Raw genomic sequence first — 14,713 nt, 5'->3', positions numbered from 1 at the left:
CTAATTCATGCACCATCGTTATGCCAGTGCTTTACACGCTGGCCCGACGTTAGATCAGCGCAGTGTGGCTTATTTATCCGTCCAGTTTTGCGCCGACAGGCCGATGGCATAGCCCTTGTCGAACACCTTGTTCATGCTCTGCGTATCAAAGGCCAGCATCCCGCCCTCGACGAAATCATCCGGCATGGCGGTGACCGACATGCTGAGATCGTTGCGTTCGGCAAAGCCGCGCAAGGCCACCAGGGTGAGGCGCGCCTGTGCTTTGGTGATGGTTTCCAGACTGCGGGCGGCGATGGTGACGGCGTTGTTCTTCGTCACGGCATAGGCCGCATTGATCTTGCCATTGACGAGTACATAGACGTGGCCGCCACGACGCAGGTCGGTGGGCACGGTCCAGTCGAGCATCGATTCCGGCAGGATAAAGAAGGGCAGGGTCACGCTGCCGTCGACGTGCATTTCCTGCAGGGGATGGCCTTTTGGGCCTAGCGCTTCCGGGTTCTGGTCACCCACCGTGTCGGTTTCGATCATCACCGGCGCGAAGGCGCCCGGCACGCTGGCCGAGGCGACCAGCACCTTGCAGATCAGGTCACGCGCCGCCGCCCGCTTGTAAGGGTGGGTCTTCGCCTCCAGGGCGATGGCGCCGATATCCCAGACCACGCCTTCCTGGCTGTCGAGATTGGTGGTGGCGACGAACAGGCGTCGCCCTTTGAGTTGTTCGCGCGCGATGGCCTCGATCAGGTCATCATCGATATAGCGCGCCACCAAATTGCGCAGTTCGCCCGCCTGGAAGATGCCGGGCGTGAAGGCGGCATAGAGGCCGCGCTTGCGTGTCAGGCCAGCCGCGACACCGCTGGTATAGGCTTCGCGCAACTTGGCGTCATAGTCGGGCCCTAAGAAGGCGAAAGGGGCGATCAGGGCGCCGGTCGAGACGCCGGTCACCATGCTGAACTGCGGGCGATCGCCGCGCTTGGTCCAGCCGATCAGCACGCCGGCACCATAGGCTCCGTCGGCACCGCCGCCGGAGAGTGCCAGAATCTGGTAAGGGCCGGTGGAGAGGTGCTTGGCGATGGTGGCGCGCATGTCTTTCTCAAGCCGCGCCGACAGGGTGGGGTCATCGGCATTGAAACGGGCGTTGAGGAATTGCGGCACGATCGCCGCCGCTGCTTCATTGGTCACGGTGGCGTCACGCGGCACGGTCAGGCAACCGCCGAGCGACAGCATGGCCAGCGCCGCAAGGGCGAAACGGAAGACAGGTAGCGACATGGGGGCCTCTTTTCGCCAGTCATAGCATAGCCCTGTTAAAGAAAAAGCCGCCCCGTGAGGAGCGGCTTTTCTTTTTTTACTCAAACGTCGCGAGGCGCCTCGCAACCGCGCTCCTCAAGCCTAGACGTCGAGGATGAAGCGTTGCGGATCTTCGAGGCCTTCCTTGATGCGAACGAGGAAGGTCACGGCTTCCTTGCCATCGACGATGCGGTGATCGTAAGAGAGGGCGAGGTACATCATCGGGCGGGCGACGATCTGGCCATTGACCACCATCGGGCGCTGCACGATGTTGTGCATGCCGAGGATGCCGACCTGCGGCATGTTGAGGATCGGCGTCGACATCAGCGAGCCGTAGATGCCGCCGTTGGTGATGGTGAAGGTGCCGCCTTGCAACTGGTCGATGCTGAGCGTGCCGTCACGGGCCTGTTTGCCAAGCGCGGCGATGCCCTTTTCGATGCCGGCGAGCGACAGGGTGTCGACATCGCGCAGAACCGGAACGACCAGACCCTTTTCGGTGCCGACAGCGACGCCGAGGTCATAGTGGTTCTTGTAGATGATGTCGGTGCCGTCGATCTCGGCGTTGACGGCCGGAATGTCCTTCAGCGCGGCGACAACGGCCTTGGCGAAGAAGGACATGAAGCCCAGCTTCACGCCGTGGCGCTTTTCAAAGGCGTCCTTGTAGGTGGCGCGCAGGGCCATGACCGTGGTCATGTCGACTTCGTTGAAGGTCGTGAGCTGGGCGGCGGTGGATTGCGATTCCTTGAGGCGGCGGGCGATGGTCTGGCGCAGGCGCGTCATTTTCACGCGCTCTTCACGAGGGCCGATGGCGCGAGGGGCGGCAGGTGCGGGGGCAACCGGCACGGTGGCGACAGGAGCCGGCGCGGACAGGGCGGCGAGGGCGTCGCCCTTGGTGATGCGGCCGTCCTTGCCGGTGCCATCGACCTTGTTCGGGTCAAGGCCGGTTTCGGTGACGATGCGCTGAACCGAAGGCGACAGCGGTTTGTCGGTGGCCGGAGCGGCAGCGACGGGCGCGGCCACAGGGGCAGGCGCGGCCGCAGGTGCCGAGGCGGCAACCGAGCCATCGGTCGAGATGCGGGCGATGACCTGGCCCGGCGTTACCGTGGCGCCATCGGCGGCCAGGATATCGGCCAGCGTGCCATCGGCCGGCGAAGCGACCTCAACGGCGACCTTGTCGGTTTCGATTTCGACGAGGATTTCGTCCTTCTTGACCGCGTCGCCCTTCTTCTTGCGCCAGGTCGAGATGGCGCCTTCGGCGACCGATTCACCCATGACCGGAGTCTTGACGTCGAGCAGGGTGCCAGAAGCTGAGGGAGCGGCCGCGGGAGCAGCAGCAGGAGCCGCCACAGGTGCGGGCGCCGCGGCAGGGGTGGCGGCCGGTGCGGCCACAGCGGCGGGCGATACAGAAGAACCGGCGCCACCGACGGTGCCGAGCACGACGCCCGGCGTTACGGTTTCGCCTTCACCGACGAGGATGGTCAGAACGCCATCGGACGGCGAGGCCACTTCGAGCGAAACCTTATCGGTTTCCAGCTCGACGAGCACTTCGTCCTTCTTGACGGTTTCGCCGGACTTTTTCGTCCACTTGGCGATCGAGGCTTCGGTTACGGATTCTCCCAGAACGGGAACGAGGATGTCAGCCATGGGGTCAGGCTCCAATTTTGATTTTTGTGTGCTGTTCAGCGAAGGATTTGAGAAAGACGTTCCGAAGAAGCTTCGCCGTTAGGCGAAGGCTTCATTCAAAAACGTTTCGAGTTCTTTGAGGTGGCGGCTCATCGTGCCGGCGGCGGTCGAGGCCGAGGCCGGACGGCCGACATAACGGGCGCGCTTGGCCTTGATGGAGAGGCGGGCGAGCGTCAGTTCAAGCCACGGCTCGACAAACGTCCAGCCGCCCATGTTCTTCGGTTCTTCCTGGCACCATACCAGCTCGGCGTTCTTGAAGCGGCCCAGTTCGGTCATCAGCGACTTCATCGGCCACGGATAGAACTGCTCAAGGCGCATCAGGTAGACGTCCTTGATCTGCTTCTTTTCGCGGTCTTCGAGCAGGTCGTAATAGACCTTGCCGGAGCACAGCACGACGCGGCGGATCTTGTCGTCCGACGCGATCTTGATGCCGGAAACCTCGGGACGGCGCTCGGCGTCATCGTGCAGCACGCGGTGGAACGACGAACCTTCGGAGATTTCCGACAGCGACGACACGGCCTTCTTGTGACGCAGAAGCGATTTCGGCGTCATCAGGATCAGCGGCTTGCGGAACGGACGGTGGATCTGACGGCGCAGGATGTGGAAGTAGTTCGACGGCGTCGTGCAGTTGGCGACCTGCATATTGTCTTCGGCGCACTGTTGCAGGAAGCGCTCAAGGCGTGCCGAGGAGTGCTCGGGGCCCTGACCTTCGTAACCGTGCGGCAGCAGCATGACGAGACCCGACATGCGCAGCCACTTGCGCTCACCGCTACTGATGAACTGGTCGATGATGACCTGGGCGCCGTTGACGAAGTCGCCGAACTGGCCTTCCCACAGGGTCAGCGTGTTCGGATCGGCCAGCGAGTAGCCGTATTCGTAACCCAGAACCGCCTCTTCCGACAGGGCCGAGTCGATGCCTTCGTAGAGGGCCTGACCGTCGCGGATGTGGTTGAACGGGAAGTAGCGGTTTTCCGTGCGTTGATCGACGAAGGCCGAGTGGCGCTGCGAGAAGGTGCCGCGGATCGAATCCTGACCCGACAGGCGGACAGGGAAGCCCTCATCGAGCAGTGAGGTGAAGGCCAGCGATTCGGCGGTGGCCCAATCGAGGTTCTCACCGGTTTCGATCATCTGGCGGCGGGCGTCGATAACACGGCGCAGGGTCTTGTGGGCATCGACCTCGTTCGGGATCATGGTGATCTTGGTGCCGAGTTCGACGAGCTTGGCGCGCGGCACGGAGGTCGAGCCACGGCGTTCGTCTTCTTCCGGCAGGCCGAGGCCTTGCCACTTGCCGTCCAGCCAGTCGGCCTTGGTGGCCTTGTAGACCTTGCCGGCTTCGAATTCAGCATCGAGGAAAGCGTCGAACTCAGCAATGAAGCCATCGGCTTCGGCTTGCGTCAGCACACCTTCCTTGATCAGGCGCGCCGAGTACAGTTCGCGCGTCGACGGATGGTCCTTGATCTTGGCGTACATGATCGGCTGTGTGAACGTGGGATCGTCGCCTTCGTTGTGACCGAAGCGGCGATAGCAGAACATATCGACGACCACGTCCTTGGCGAACTTCTGGCGGAACTCGGTCGCCATCTTGGCGGCGAAGACCACGGCTTCCGGATCGTCACCGTTACAATGCAGGATCGGCGCCTGCGCCATCAGCGCCACGTCCGACGGATAGGGCGACGAGCGCGAGAAGCGCGGCGCGGTGGTGAAACCGATCTGGTTGTTGATCACGAAGTGCATCGTGCCGCCGGTCTTGTAGCCCTTGAGGCCCATCAGCGCGAGGCATTCCATGCCGACGCCCTGGCCCGCGAAGGCGGCGTCACCGTGGATCAGCAGGCCCATGGCCATGCCGCGATCCGGACCGTTTTCGGTGTTCAGTTCCGGGTTGTTTTTCAGATGGAAGGCCTGCTTGGCGCGCGTCTTGCCGAGCACGACCGGATTGACGATCTCAAGGTGCGACGGGTTGGCGGTCAGCGACAGGTGGACCTTATTGCCGTCGAACTCACGGTCCGACGAGGCGCCCATGTGATACTTGACGTCCGACGAGCCTTCGATATCCGAAGGCAGCGAGGTGCCGCCCTGGAATTCGTGGAAGATGGCGCGATAGGGCTTGCCCATGACGCCGGCCAGCGTATTCAGGCGGCCACGGTGGGCCATGCCGAAGATGATGTCCTTCACGCCGAGCGCGCCACCGCGCTTGATGATTTGTTCCAGCGCCGGGATCATGGCTTCGCCGCCATCGAGGCCGAAGCGCTTGGTGCCGGGGAAGCGACGGTGACAGAAGCGCTCGAAGCCTTCGGTTTCGATCAGCTTCTTGAGGATGGCGATCTTGCCTTCCTTGGTGAAGCTGATTTCCTTGTCGCGGCCTTCGATGCGTTCCTGCACCCAGGCCTTTTCGACCGGGTCGGCGATGTGCATGTACTGCACGCCGATATTGCCGCAATAGGTGCGGCGCACGATGGCGATAATTTCCTTGAGGGTGGCCGATTCCAGACCCAGCACGCCATCGATGAAGATCGAACGATCCTGGTCGGCGGCGGTGAAGCCCCAGTATTCCGGCGTCAGTTCAGGGTTCTGGTGAACCGGCTCAAGACCCAGCGGGTCGAGGTTCGATTGCAGGTGACCGCGGATACGGAAGGCGCGGATCAGCATCAGGGCGCGGATCGAGTCACGCGAGGCAGCCTGAAGATCGGCGGGGGAGGCACCGGGGTTCTTGGTGGCGATGGTCTTTTCGACCTTGGCCTGCACGGCCGGCCACACGCCATCCATGGCGGAGGTCAGGTCATCGCGCGGGACATTGACCGGTTGTGCCCAGCCGCCGACATTGGCGTTGGCGCTGACCGTTTCGGGTCTGTCCATGAGGGAATCGAAGAAGGCGCGCCATTCGGGGGAAACCGAAGTGGGGTCCTGCGCCCAGCGTTCCTGCATCTGCTCGATGAAGATCGCGTTGGTGCCGTACAGAAACGAAGTTTCCGCGAACACCTGATTAAGCCGACCGCTGTCGTCTGCCATGTGCTTCCTGTTCAGACGGCCAACTACGACACCGCCTGCCTTTCGAAATATGCTTGTTGTCCAACCACCCTTAGGGCTTGAGGACGGATTTGGACCATGGCCAATAACGACACCACACGTCCGGTTCTTTAGTTTTGCCCGGCAAGCCGTGCAGTTTTCACTCTTTACACGAAATTATGCCCCAGGGCCATAAGGCTCTGGGGCATAAATCAGACTATTTAAAGACCCTTTAAGACGCTCAGAAGCGTTTCGCCAAGAGCGGCGGGGGAAGGGGCGACTTTGATGCCCGCTGCCTCCATGGCCGCGATCTTGTCTTCCGCGCCGCCCTTGCCACCGGAGATGATGGCGCCGGCGTGGCCCATGCGACGGCCCGGAGGCGCCGTGCGGCCAGCGATGAAGCCGGCCATGGGCTTCTTGCGGCCGCGCTTGGCTTCATCACGGATGAACTGCGCGGCGTCTTCTTCGGCCGAACCGCCGATTTCGCCGATCATGATGATCGACTTGGTTTCTTCATCGGCGAGGAACATTTCCAGGATGTCGATGAACTCGGTGCCCTTGACCGGATCGCCGCCGATACCGACAGCGGTGGTCTGGCCGAGGCCGGCGTTCGTGGTCTGGAACACGGCTTCATAGGTGAGCGTGCCGGAACGCGACACAACACCGACCGAACCGGCCGAGAAGATGTTGCCCGGCATGATGCCGATCTTGCACTGGTTGGGGGTCAGAACGCCGGGGCAGTTCGGGCCGATGAGGCGCGACTTCGAGCCCGACAGCGCGCGCTTGATCTTGACCATGTCCAGCACCGGAATGCCTTCGGTGATGCAGACGATCAGTTCCATTTCGGCCTCGATGGCCTCCAGAATCGAGTCGGCGGCGAAGGGAGGCGGCACATAGATGGCGGTGGCGGTGGCGCCAGTGCGCTCACGCGCTTCGGCCACGGTGTCATAAACCGGCAGGTTAAGGTGCGTCTGACCGCCCTTGCCGGGGGTGACGCCGCCAACGACCTGCGTACCGTAGGCGATGGCTTGTTCGGAGTGGAAGGTGCCTTGCGCGCCGGTGAAACCCTGCGTGATGACCTTGGTGTTGCGATCGATAAGAACTGACATTGATACTTAACCCTTCACGGCCTTGACGATCTTGGCGGCCGCATCGGCCAGATCGTTGGCGGCGATTACGTTCAGGCCGCTCTCATTGATGATTTTCTTGCCGAGTTCGACATTGGTGCCTTCGAGGCGAACCACGAGCGGCACCTTCAGGCCGACTTCCTTCACGGCGGCGATGACGCCTTCCGCGATGATGTCGCACTTCATGATGCCACCGAAGATGTTGACCAGGATGCCCTTGACCTTCGGATCGGAGGTGATGATCTTGAACGCCGCCGTCACCTTTTCCGTGGTGGCGCCGCCGCCGACGTCGAGGAAGTTGGCGGGCTCGGAACCGTAGAGCTTGATGATGTCGAGCGTGGCCATGGCCAGACCGGCGCCATTGACCATGCAGCCGATTTCACCGTCGAGGGCGATGTAGCTGAGGTCGTACTTCGAGGCTTCGATTTCCTTCTGGTCTTCTTCCGTTTCGTCGCGCAGGGCGAAGATATCCGGATGGCGGAACAGCGAGTTCGAATCGAACGACACCTTGGCGTCGAGCACGATCAGCTTGTCGTCACCCGTGATGATCAGCGGGTTGATTTCCAGCATGTCCATGTCCTTGGCGTTGAACGCCGCGTACAGTTGGCCGAGCAGCTTGGCGCCTTGCTTGGCGACGTCGCCCTTCAGGCCGAGCGCCTTGGCCAGGGTGCGGCCGTGGGTCGGGAAAACGCCGGTGGCCGGATCGATGGTGAAGGTGTGGATTTTTTCAGGCGTGTTGTGCGCCACGTCTTCGATGTCCATGCCGCCTTCGGTCGAGGCGACGACCGAGACGCGCGACGAGACGCGATCGACCAGCAAGGACAGGTAGAGTTCCTTGGCGATGTCGGCGCCTTCTTCGATATAGAGACGGTTGACTTGCTTGCCGGCAGGGCCGGTCTGGTGCGTGACGAGCACGCGGCCGAGCATTTCGTCGGCGTTGGACTTGACGTCCTCAGGAGAAAAGACGACGCGGACGCCGCCCTTGGCGTCGGCGCCGAGGCCTTCGAACTTGCCCTTGCCGCGACCGCCAGCGTGGATCTGCGACTTGACGACGAAGACTTTCGTGCCCGTGTCCTTGGCCAGATCCTTGGCGGCCTTCAGGGCCTCATCGGGGGAATATACAGCGAATCCGCGCGGAACGGCGACGCCGAACTCTTTGAGGACGGCCTTAGCTTGATGCTCGTGAATGTTCATGAAACCGGTCTTGTGATGCTTGCCAGAGGCAAAGAGGTGCTAGGTACGGATCATCGCGCCCGTCCTTCGAACGGACGCTTTATAGAGAGGCGCGTGCCTGTGTGCAACCGCTCACAGATATAAATTTGAGAAATCCGGGCATTGGGGTCGGTAAGGTTTCCCTTTTGTGACAAGAATGTTAGCGCTACCTCAAGGCGCCACAGGGCGACAACGCTGTCAGGGTATAATTGCTGTGTTGCAAAAAAGTATACGATTTCACCTTTCAGCCAAACAGCATCTGCCACATCAGGCGGCCAGGCAGGAAGGTAAACAGGCCGGCGATCAGCAAGGCGCCGGTATAGAGGCGGGTGGCGTATTTCCGGTGCGCCTTGATGTCCTTCTTGCGCGCGGCATAGACGATCATCGGTGCGGCGATCAGGGTGGCGCCCGACAGGATATGGATAAAGCTGAAACTGCCGTGATTGATGATCTTGATGAAGAAGGACGATCCCGCCACCACCATCATGAAGATGATCCACGTCCAGCCGAGGATGCGGTGCATGCCCGTGCCCTTGGGGCCAAAAATCTGTACCGCGCCGATCACAAACGCAGCCACAGCGGCCAGCAGGTGAATCTGGATCACCGGCGACACCTCGCCGATCAGGGCCAGGTTCGGCAGGTGCGGATGGGCGTAGGCGGAGAGAAATGAGGCGTGGGTCGACATGCTGGGCTTCCTTTGAAGGCGTGATTGCCCCATAAAGGCGCAAACCCTTTTGGATGCCCGGACGCATGCGTGAAACGCCCGACCTTCTTCGTGAAAAGACAGCCCCTGCCACTGGCGCTTCGCGGATGACAGACCTGATCGCCACCCTCGTGGGGCCGCACTGGCTGCGCACCTATGGCATCGCGCTCGGCATGGCCCTGCTTCTGACCTTTACCGCCGCCAACGGCACGGACGGCATCCCGCTTCTGACGCGCTTTGCTTACTGGGTGGTGGTGTTGGTACTGGGGACGCTGGCGGCGCAGGTCACTGGTCGTGCGCTCGATCGCTTCGCCAATTTCAATCTGTGGCAGACCCTTGTGGCGATGATCGCCATCACTACGCCGCTGATCTGCGTCATGGTGTGGCTGGTGACCGCCGGTTTCAGCACCGACCACAGCCTGCATCCGGCCCGCCTGATTTACCTCTTTGGGCCGGTGCTGGTGATCACCCTGGCCATGGCGGCGCTGCACGTTCTGATCAGCGGCACGCCGGCGCAAAGCCACGCCTTCAAGGGCGAAGACAAAACCGAACCGGGTGCCGTTTTCCGCGAACGCCTGCCGTTCAAATATCGCCACGCCGAGATCTATGCGCTGGAAGCCGAGGACCATTATCTGCGCGTCCATACCTCGGCCGGCGACACCCTGATCCTGATGCGGCTCTATGATGCCATCCGCGAACTTGACGGTATCGAGGGCTCTCAGACCCATCGCTCGTGGTGGGTGGCGCGTGAGGCGGTGACCGACACGAACCGTTCGAACGGCCGTGTCGGCTTTACACTCAAGGGCGATGTGACCGCGCCGGTCAGCCGCAGCTTTCACAAGGCGCTGCGCCACGACGGCTGGTTTTAGACCGTCTTCGCCAGCACAGCATCGAGCTTGTTGAAGCTGCCGCTCCAGCCAACCGCGCTGCCAAGCCTGACGTGGGCGTCGCGCATCGTGGCCATGGTGAAGGTCTGGCGCACGGTGACCTTCGTGCCCTCGCCGTCGTCCTCGAACGTGACGCGGGTCTCGATCGGGTCGGCATTGTAGTCTTCGGGCTTGCCGCCAGCCTCGATAAAGCCGGCCTTGACCGCCTCATGCCAGCCTTCCGAGTGGCGGCTGGCGTCCAGGATCATGACCAGAACCTCATTGGGCAGGATCTCGCCGAAATGGCCGCCGATCGGATAGGCTTCGCCTTCCGGGCTGAGCATGGTCAGCGACAACGCGCCGCCCTCGCGGACATCCGCCTCGACCGTGGCGGTGAAGCCTTCCGGTCCCCACCACGCGGTCAGCATGACCGGATCGACCCAGGCCATGAAGGCCAGCGGACGCGGCGCATCGAAGTGGCGGACAAGGACGATATCGTTCGCCTCGGTGGTCAGGTCGGTTAGGTGGCTCATGCCGGCGCTCCTGCTTCGAGACTGATCATCCACGGTGTGCCGAAACGATCGGTGACCATGCCGAACAGCGGCGTCCAGAAGGTTTCCTGAAGCTCCATCTTCACCTCGCCGCCTTCGGCGAAGGCGGCATAGATCCGCCTGGCGTGATCCGGATCGGTCGGGTTGATCGTCACCATGAAGCCGGCGGGCTTGGCGAACATTTGCAGGGGCGCGTCCGAGCCGGAGATTTCATGGTCACCCACCAGAAGCGTGGCGTGCATCACCTTGTCCTGCCAGTCGGGGCCGACCATGTCCTTCATCGGGCTATCGCCATGGGTTTGCAGGAAGGTGATCTCGCCTTGAAGCGTTTCTGCATAAAACTTAAAGGCCTCGGCGCAGGTGCCGGGGAAGTTGAGATAGGGTGTGATCTTCATGGTCAAACCTCCTTAGCTGGCCTTGAGCGCGGGACCGGACATTTCGGTCTCGATGCGGAAATCGACGGCATCGCTAACACCCATGGTGGTGCCGGGGGCGGGGATGCCATAGGCGATGCCGAAATCGGAGCGCTTGAGCGAGCCTGTAGCCGAGAAGCCGATGCGGGCGTTCGGATCATAACCCGCCATGCCGGCATAGCCGCCGTTGAAGGTGACATCGAGCGTGACGGGTTTGGTGACGCCGTGCAGGGTCAGATTACCGGTGACCTTCGCGGTGTTGGCACCGGTCGTTTCTATTTTATTGGAAATGAAGGTGATCTTCGGGAAGGCCTTGGCGTCGAACCACGCCTTGCCCATCAGCTCGTCATGGAAGCCCTTGGGCGGTGCCGGCAGATCGAGCGACAGCGGGTCGATCTCGACCGTCAGGGACGCCTGTTCGGGATGCGCCGGATCGAGTTTCAGGCGCGCGTCGATCGTGTTGAACTGCGCCGTGTAGTGCGAATAGCCGAGGTGATTGACAGTGAAGGTCAGGGCGGTGTGGGTCGGATCGGTCTTGTAATCGCCCGCCGGTATACCTTCAATGGACGGGACGGCGCTGGCCGAAGCAGAGACCGGTTCCGCGGCGGGCGGCGTGGCCTTGGGGGTGGGCGAGCAGGCGCAAAGTGTCAGGGCTGCGCAGGTCATGAGCAGGCGTTTCATCATAATCTCCTTGTTGTTATCGTCGCTTAAGCGGCTTTTTCACTGAGGGCCTTGAGATTGGCCAGGCCGCGCTCGAAGTCCTTGCCGATCAGGTCGTCCATGTTCATCAGGCTGCCCATGAGTTTCGACATGAAGGGCGAGGGTCCGAACATGGCCCAGGTCACCACGGTGCTGTCACCGCCCGAACCTGAAGCCGGCTGGAGCAGAAATTCGGCGCTGTTGGTGGCCGGAAAAGGCTTGATGAAGTCGAGATTGATCAGCAGGCGGTGGCCGGGCGTCGCCTCGCGGATGGTCATGCGGCCCTGACCGGCCTTGCCGTTCCCTGCCCAGTCATAGACCGCGCCGATGCCGGAAGGCGCGCCGCTATAGGTGCGCGTGAGGTCCGGATCGAGCTGTTCCCATGGCGACCAGGTCTGCCACTTATGGAAATCGTTTATCTGGGCGTAGATGACCTCGGCCGGGGCGTTGATGGTCAGCGAACGCTGCATGCGGAAATTGTTCGGCTTGCTGACGACGACAAGCAGGAAGGTGACGAGCGCCGCCACAATCAGGATGATAATGAGCGCCATCATTTCTGTTTTTCCGGAAGTGTGTCGAGGTGGGCGTTAAGCGAGTCGAGCATGCCTTGCGTGCCGCTGATACGGTCTTCGAGGTGATCGACGCCATCGATGAACAGGATTTGCTCGGTCAGCCTGATGTGAGAGCCCTGACCTTTAGAGGCAAATTCCAGCACCTGCTGCGACACAGTGAACAGCTTGCCGTCCATGGTCATGGTGTACTGATGGATGATGCGTTCATCCGGCAGGATATCGAGATAAAACCCGTCATTGGTCATCCACGGCGCATCGCCATGGGGGCGGCCGCGCCATTTTTCCCAGCCGCCGACCGTTAAGTCGAGCGTGTGGTGCGTGACCTCCCATTTCGGCTTGCCACCATACCACATCTGCTTGGCTTCCAGATCGGTGAAGGCCCAGAAGACAAGCGAGACGGGATGGTCGTAATCGCGTTCGACCGTAAAGGTTTCGGGCTTGGCGGCCCGGATCAGAACGGGTTGGGTCATTTGAGTTTGGCCAGGTACAGTTCGAGCTGCGCGAAGGTGCCGCCGAAGCCCATCTGCATACTGGCATGGCCCGCCTTGAAGATGGCGCGTTCTTCCGATGTGGCGTTGATCGGGAAGGAACGGCTCTCGTAAATCGTCTTACCATCTTTTTCGGTGAGGGTCTGGATCGCCAGCACTTCCAGCGGCCACAGCGGCGCCATCGGGTGACGCACCGGCTGGCCAGCTTCGTTACAGAAGGAGACGACATAAGCTATCTTGTCCGGCGCGCTGATCTCGCGGAACACCCACTTGCCCCACATGGTCACGCCCGTGGGCATCTGCATGCCATAGAGGAAGGTGCCGTCGACCTTGAGATCCAGCGATTTGACGATCAGTTTCATGCCGGCGGGGCCAAACCAGTTGGCCAGATGTTCGGCCTTGGTCACCACGTCCCACAACAGGGCTTTCGGGGCATCGAAGGTGCGGGCAAGCTTGAAGACCTCGTCTTCGGCGGCGGGTGTTTCCAGAGTCATGATGTAAGTCCTCAGAGGCTGTTCAAATGGGCTTCAAGCCGGTCAAAATTCTGTTCGTTGGCGGCGTGGAGAAAGGTGGCGAGACCGTCATCCTGGCCGGGTGCGAAGTCCATGATCCAGGTCAGGTCGGTGGTTTCGTCAGGGCCGGGCTGGAAGGTGATGGTCATAACGAAGTCGTGCATCGGCTGGATGTGCTTCATGATGATGCGCTGCGGCGTCACCTCGATGAATTCCTTCACGATCGGGAATTCGCGGTCGTTTTCGTTGATCATGGTGAACAGCCAGCTTCCGCCGACGCGCAGATCGAAGGTCTCGAAGCGGTTGGTGAAGCCTTCCGGCCCCCACCAGATCTGCAACTGCTCCGGATCTTTGAAAGCCTGAAACACCTGCGCCGGCGAAAAGGATAAGCGGCGCGTGTTGATCACCTCGAAGGCGGGGGTGTCGGTTATCTCGGTCACGTGTCTCGTCCCTTTTCCTGTAGGGTTTTCAGATAGATCGCCAGGCGATCGAAGCGGGCTTGCCAGAGTGCCTTTTAGTCTTGCCACCACATGGCGGTCGCCTCAATTCACTTTGCGGTTAGCTGGGCATCAGTTGGTGGGGCCATCGTGTTTGAGCGTCTTGAGATAGGCGTCGAGGCGGTCGAAACGGGCTTCCCACATCTTGCGGTACTCGCCGATCCAGGCATCCACCTCTTTCAGCGGTTCCGGTTCCAGCTTGCATGGCCGCCACTGAGCCTCACGACCGCGCGAGATCAGCCCGGCCTTTTCCAGCACCTTGAGATGCTTTGAAACCGCCGGCAGGCTCATGGCGAAGGGTTCGGCCAGTTCGGTGACCGTGGTTTCGCCAAGCGACAGACGGGCCAGTATGGCGCGTCGCGTCGGATCGGCAAGCGCGGTCAGGGTCTGGGACAGGCGGTCAGGGGGCATACGCAAACTCTATTTAACCGAATTGTTAAATAACTTATCGGTTAAATGGGGCGTGGAGTCAAGCGTGATCTCGCAGGAAAATTTTAAGCCTTGTTATTCAGCAACTTCTCACGATTAACCCGCCATTCGGCGCGGGTCTGGCCCCAGATATCGACGACCATATTAGCATAGGGATCGGGCAGGCGGGCCTGACGCATGACAGAGGAGCCGAGCGCTTTCGCCAGCGCCGCCGAGGGCGCATTGCCGGGGTCGATGCTATGGATGATCACGTCCCAGTCCAGCCTGTCCGCGGCGAAATCCATGCAGGCGATGGCGGCTTCCTTGGCATAGCCCTTGCCTTGCGCTGTGCTGAGTAAACCCCAGCCGACCTCGCGGTCCGGCCAGCCATGCGGATGCAGCGGGCCAATGCGGCCGATCCAGTCACCGGAGCTTTTCTTGATAACGCTGAACATGCCGAAGCCATCGAGCGCCCACGAACCGGCGATGGTGCGCATGATGCGCCAGACCACGGGGGGCGAGGACAGGCCGCCGAGAAAGGTCATGGCCTTGTCATCGGCATGGAAGGCGCAGAAACCGGTGAAATCGGCATCGACCGGCGGTCGCAGGATCAGGCGTTCGGTTTCAAGTGTCGGGCCCAGAGGAGAGGTGTGCGGAAGCTTTGTCATGCTTCCGGTTTACCTTTTGGCGCGCCGGCG

Annotated in this window: 16 protein-coding genes; 1 reads left to right on the top strand and 15 read right to left on the bottom strand. The window is 61.5% G+C overall.

Going from position 1 to position 14,713, the window contains the following annotated elements; translation table 11 throughout:
- Positions 1 to 69 precede the first annotated feature (69 nt).
- The 6 genes from B060_RS0104560 to B060_RS0104535 all read right to left on the bottom strand — a co-directional run bounded on the left by B060_RS0104560 (position 70) and on the right by B060_RS0104535 (position 8,991).
- A complete protein-coding gene (locus B060_RS0104560) occupies positions 70 to 1,263 on the bottom strand; it encodes a patatin-like phospholipase family protein (protein WP_018080576.1) in 1,194 nt (397 codons plus the stop codon).
- Between the two features lie 120 nt (positions 1,264 to 1,383).
- A complete protein-coding gene (odhB, locus tag B060_RS0104555) occupies positions 1,384 to 2,925 on the bottom strand; it encodes a 2-oxoglutarate dehydrogenase complex dihydrolipoyllysine-residue succinyltransferase (protein ID WP_018080575.1) in 1,542 nt (513 codons plus the stop codon).
- 78 nt (positions 2,926 to 3,003) lie between these two features.
- The gene (locus B060_RS0104550) at positions 3,004 to 5,970 is read right to left on the bottom strand and encodes a 2-oxoglutarate dehydrogenase E1 component (protein WP_018080574.1); all 2,967 of its coding nucleotides are present in this window, start codon (positions 5,968 to 5,970) and stop codon (positions 3,004 to 3,006) included.
- A 218-nt stretch (positions 5,971 to 6,188) separates the two neighbouring features.
- Positions 6,189 to 7,076 (bottom strand): succinate--CoA ligase subunit alpha, encoded by an 888-nt coding sequence (sucD, locus tag B060_RS0104545; protein WP_018080573.1) that lies wholly within the window; start codon positions 7,074 to 7,076, stop codon positions 6,189 to 6,191.
- 6 nt (positions 7,077 to 7,082) lie between these two features.
- Complete coding sequence (gene sucC, locus B060_RS0104540) at positions 7,083 to 8,288, bottom strand: ADP-forming succinate--CoA ligase subunit beta (protein ID WP_018080572.1); 1,206 nt, start codon at positions 8,286 to 8,288, stop codon at positions 7,083 to 7,085.
- A 262-nt stretch (positions 8,289 to 8,550) separates the two neighbouring features.
- Positions 8,551 to 8,991 (bottom strand): DUF2306 domain-containing protein, encoded by a 441-nt coding sequence (locus B060_RS0104535; protein WP_018080571.1) that lies wholly within the window; start codon positions 8,989 to 8,991, stop codon positions 8,551 to 8,553.
- A 65-nt stretch (positions 8,992 to 9,056) separates the two neighbouring features.
- On the opposite strand from B060_RS0104535, the gene B060_RS0104530 reads away from it, so the two are divergent.
- The gene (locus tag B060_RS0104530) at positions 9,057 to 9,878 is read left to right on the top strand and encodes a LytTR family DNA-binding domain-containing protein (protein WP_018080570.1); all 822 of its coding nucleotides are present in this window, start codon (positions 9,057 to 9,059) and stop codon (positions 9,876 to 9,878) included.
- On the opposite strand, the gene B060_RS0104525 is transcribed toward B060_RS0104530, so the two are convergent.
- The 9 genes from B060_RS0104525 to B060_RS0104485 form a co-directional block, all read right to left on the bottom strand.
- Complete coding sequence (locus B060_RS0104525) at positions 9,875 to 10,408, bottom strand: SRPBCC family protein (RefSeq protein ID WP_018080569.1); 534 nt, start codon at positions 10,406 to 10,408, stop codon at positions 9,875 to 9,877. The two genes, B060_RS0104530 and B060_RS0104525, sit on opposite strands and share 4 nt — an antisense overlap.
- Entirely contained in the window at positions 10,405 to 10,821 is a 417-nt protein-coding gene (locus B060_RS0104520) for a VOC family protein (RefSeq protein WP_018080568.1), read from the bottom strand. Before B060_RS0104520 ends, B060_RS0104525 begins: the two co-directional genes overlap by 4 nt.
- Positions 10,822 to 10,833: 12 nt before the next feature.
- Positions 10,834 to 11,520, bottom strand: coding sequence for a YceI family protein (locus tag B060_RS0104515; protein WP_026172598.1), 687 nt, complete (start codon positions 11,518 to 11,520; stop codon positions 10,834 to 10,836).
- A gap of 26 nt (positions 11,521 to 11,546) precedes the next feature.
- Positions 11,547 to 12,092, bottom strand: coding sequence for an SRPBCC family protein (locus B060_RS0104510; protein ID WP_018080566.1), 546 nt, complete (start codon positions 12,090 to 12,092; stop codon positions 11,547 to 11,549).
- A complete protein-coding gene (locus B060_RS0104505; protein ID WP_018080565.1) occupies positions 12,089 to 12,580 on the bottom strand; it encodes an SRPBCC domain-containing protein in 492 nt (163 codons plus the stop codon). Before B060_RS0104505 ends, B060_RS0104510 begins: the two co-directional genes overlap by 4 nt.
- Entirely contained in the window at positions 12,577 to 13,092 is a 516-nt protein-coding gene (locus tag B060_RS0104500) for an SRPBCC family protein (RefSeq protein WP_018080564.1), read from the bottom strand. The genes B060_RS0104505 and B060_RS0104500 overlap by 4 nt, the downstream gene beginning before the upstream one ends.
- An 11-nt stretch (positions 13,093 to 13,103) precedes the next feature.
- Complete coding sequence (locus tag B060_RS0104495; protein WP_018080563.1) at positions 13,104 to 13,550, bottom strand: SRPBCC domain-containing protein; 447 nt, start codon at positions 13,548 to 13,550, stop codon at positions 13,104 to 13,106.
- A 129-nt stretch (positions 13,551 to 13,679) separates the two neighbouring features.
- On the bottom strand, positions 13,680 to 14,018 hold the full coding sequence (locus B060_RS0104490) for an ArsR/SmtB family transcription factor (protein WP_018080562.1): 339 nt from the start codon (positions 14,016 to 14,018) through the stop codon (positions 13,680 to 13,682).
- An 83-nt stretch (positions 14,019 to 14,101) separates the two neighbouring features.
- Complete coding sequence (locus tag B060_RS0104485; RefSeq protein ID WP_018080561.1) at positions 14,102 to 14,683, bottom strand: GNAT family N-acetyltransferase; 582 nt, start codon at positions 14,681 to 14,683, stop codon at positions 14,102 to 14,104.
- Positions 14,684 to 14,713 lie beyond the last annotated feature (30 nt).

Origin of the sequence: Asticcacaulis benevestitus DSM 16100 = ATCC BAA-896 (genome assembly GCF_000376105.1) — a bacterium.
In the GTDB taxonomy this organism is placed as follows: Bacteria; Pseudomonadota; Alphaproteobacteria; order Caulobacterales; family Caulobacteraceae; genus Asticcacaulis; species Asticcacaulis benevestitus.
The sequence above is the reverse complement of the archived record's forward strand: the minus strand, read 5'-3'. Positions and strand labels throughout refer to the sequence as shown.

Coding starts and splice junctions, on each gene's coding strand:
- B060_RS0104560 (WP_018080576.1), bottom strand. CDS start 1,263: ATGTCGCTACCTGTCTTCCGTTTCGCCCTTGCGGCGCTGGCCATGCTG.
- odhB (WP_018080575.1), bottom strand. CDS start 2,925: ATGGCTGACATCCTCGTTCCCGTTCTGGGAGAATCCGTAACCGAAGCC.
- B060_RS0104550 (WP_018080574.1), bottom strand. CDS start 5,970: ATGGCAGACGACAGCGGTCGGCTTAATCAGGTGTTCGCGGAAACTTCG.
- sucD (WP_018080573.1), bottom strand. CDS start 7,076: ATGTCAGTTCTTATCGATCGCAACACCAAGGTCATCACGCAGGGTTTC.
- sucC (WP_018080572.1), bottom strand. CDS start 8,288: ATGAACATTCACGAGCATCAAGCTAAGGCCGTCCTCAAAGAGTTCGGC.
- B060_RS0104535 (WP_018080571.1), bottom strand. CDS start 8,991: ATGTCGACCCACGCCTCATTTCTCTCCGCCTACGCCCATCCGCACCTG.
- B060_RS0104530 (WP_018080570.1), top strand. CDS start 9,057: ATGCGTGAAACGCCCGACCTTCTTCGTGAAAAGACAGCCCCTGCCACT.
- B060_RS0104525 (WP_018080569.1), bottom strand. CDS start 10,408: ATGAGCCACCTAACCGACCTGACCACCGAGGCGAACGATATCGTCCTT.
- B060_RS0104520 (WP_018080568.1), bottom strand. CDS start 10,821: ATGAAGATCACACCCTATCTCAACTTCCCCGGCACCTGCGCCGAGGCC.
- B060_RS0104515 (WP_026172598.1), bottom strand. CDS start 11,520: ATGAAACGCCTGCTCATGACCTGCGCAGCCCTGACACTTTGCGCCTGC.
- B060_RS0104510 (WP_018080566.1), bottom strand. CDS start 12,092: ATGATGGCGCTCATTATCATCCTGATTGTGGCGGCGCTCGTCACCTTC.
- B060_RS0104505 (WP_018080565.1), bottom strand. CDS start 12,580: ATGACCCAACCCGTTCTGATCCGGGCCGCCAAGCCCGAAACCTTTACG.
- B060_RS0104500 (WP_018080564.1), bottom strand. CDS start 13,092: ATGACTCTGGAAACACCCGCCGCCGAAGACGAGGTCTTCAAGCTTGCC.
- B060_RS0104490 (WP_018080562.1), bottom strand. CDS start 14,018: ATGCCCCCTGACCGCCTGTCCCAGACCCTGACCGCGCTTGCCGATCCG.
- B060_RS0104485 (WP_018080561.1), bottom strand. CDS start 14,683: ATGACAAAGCTTCCGCACACCTCTCCTCTGGGCCCGACACTTGAAACC.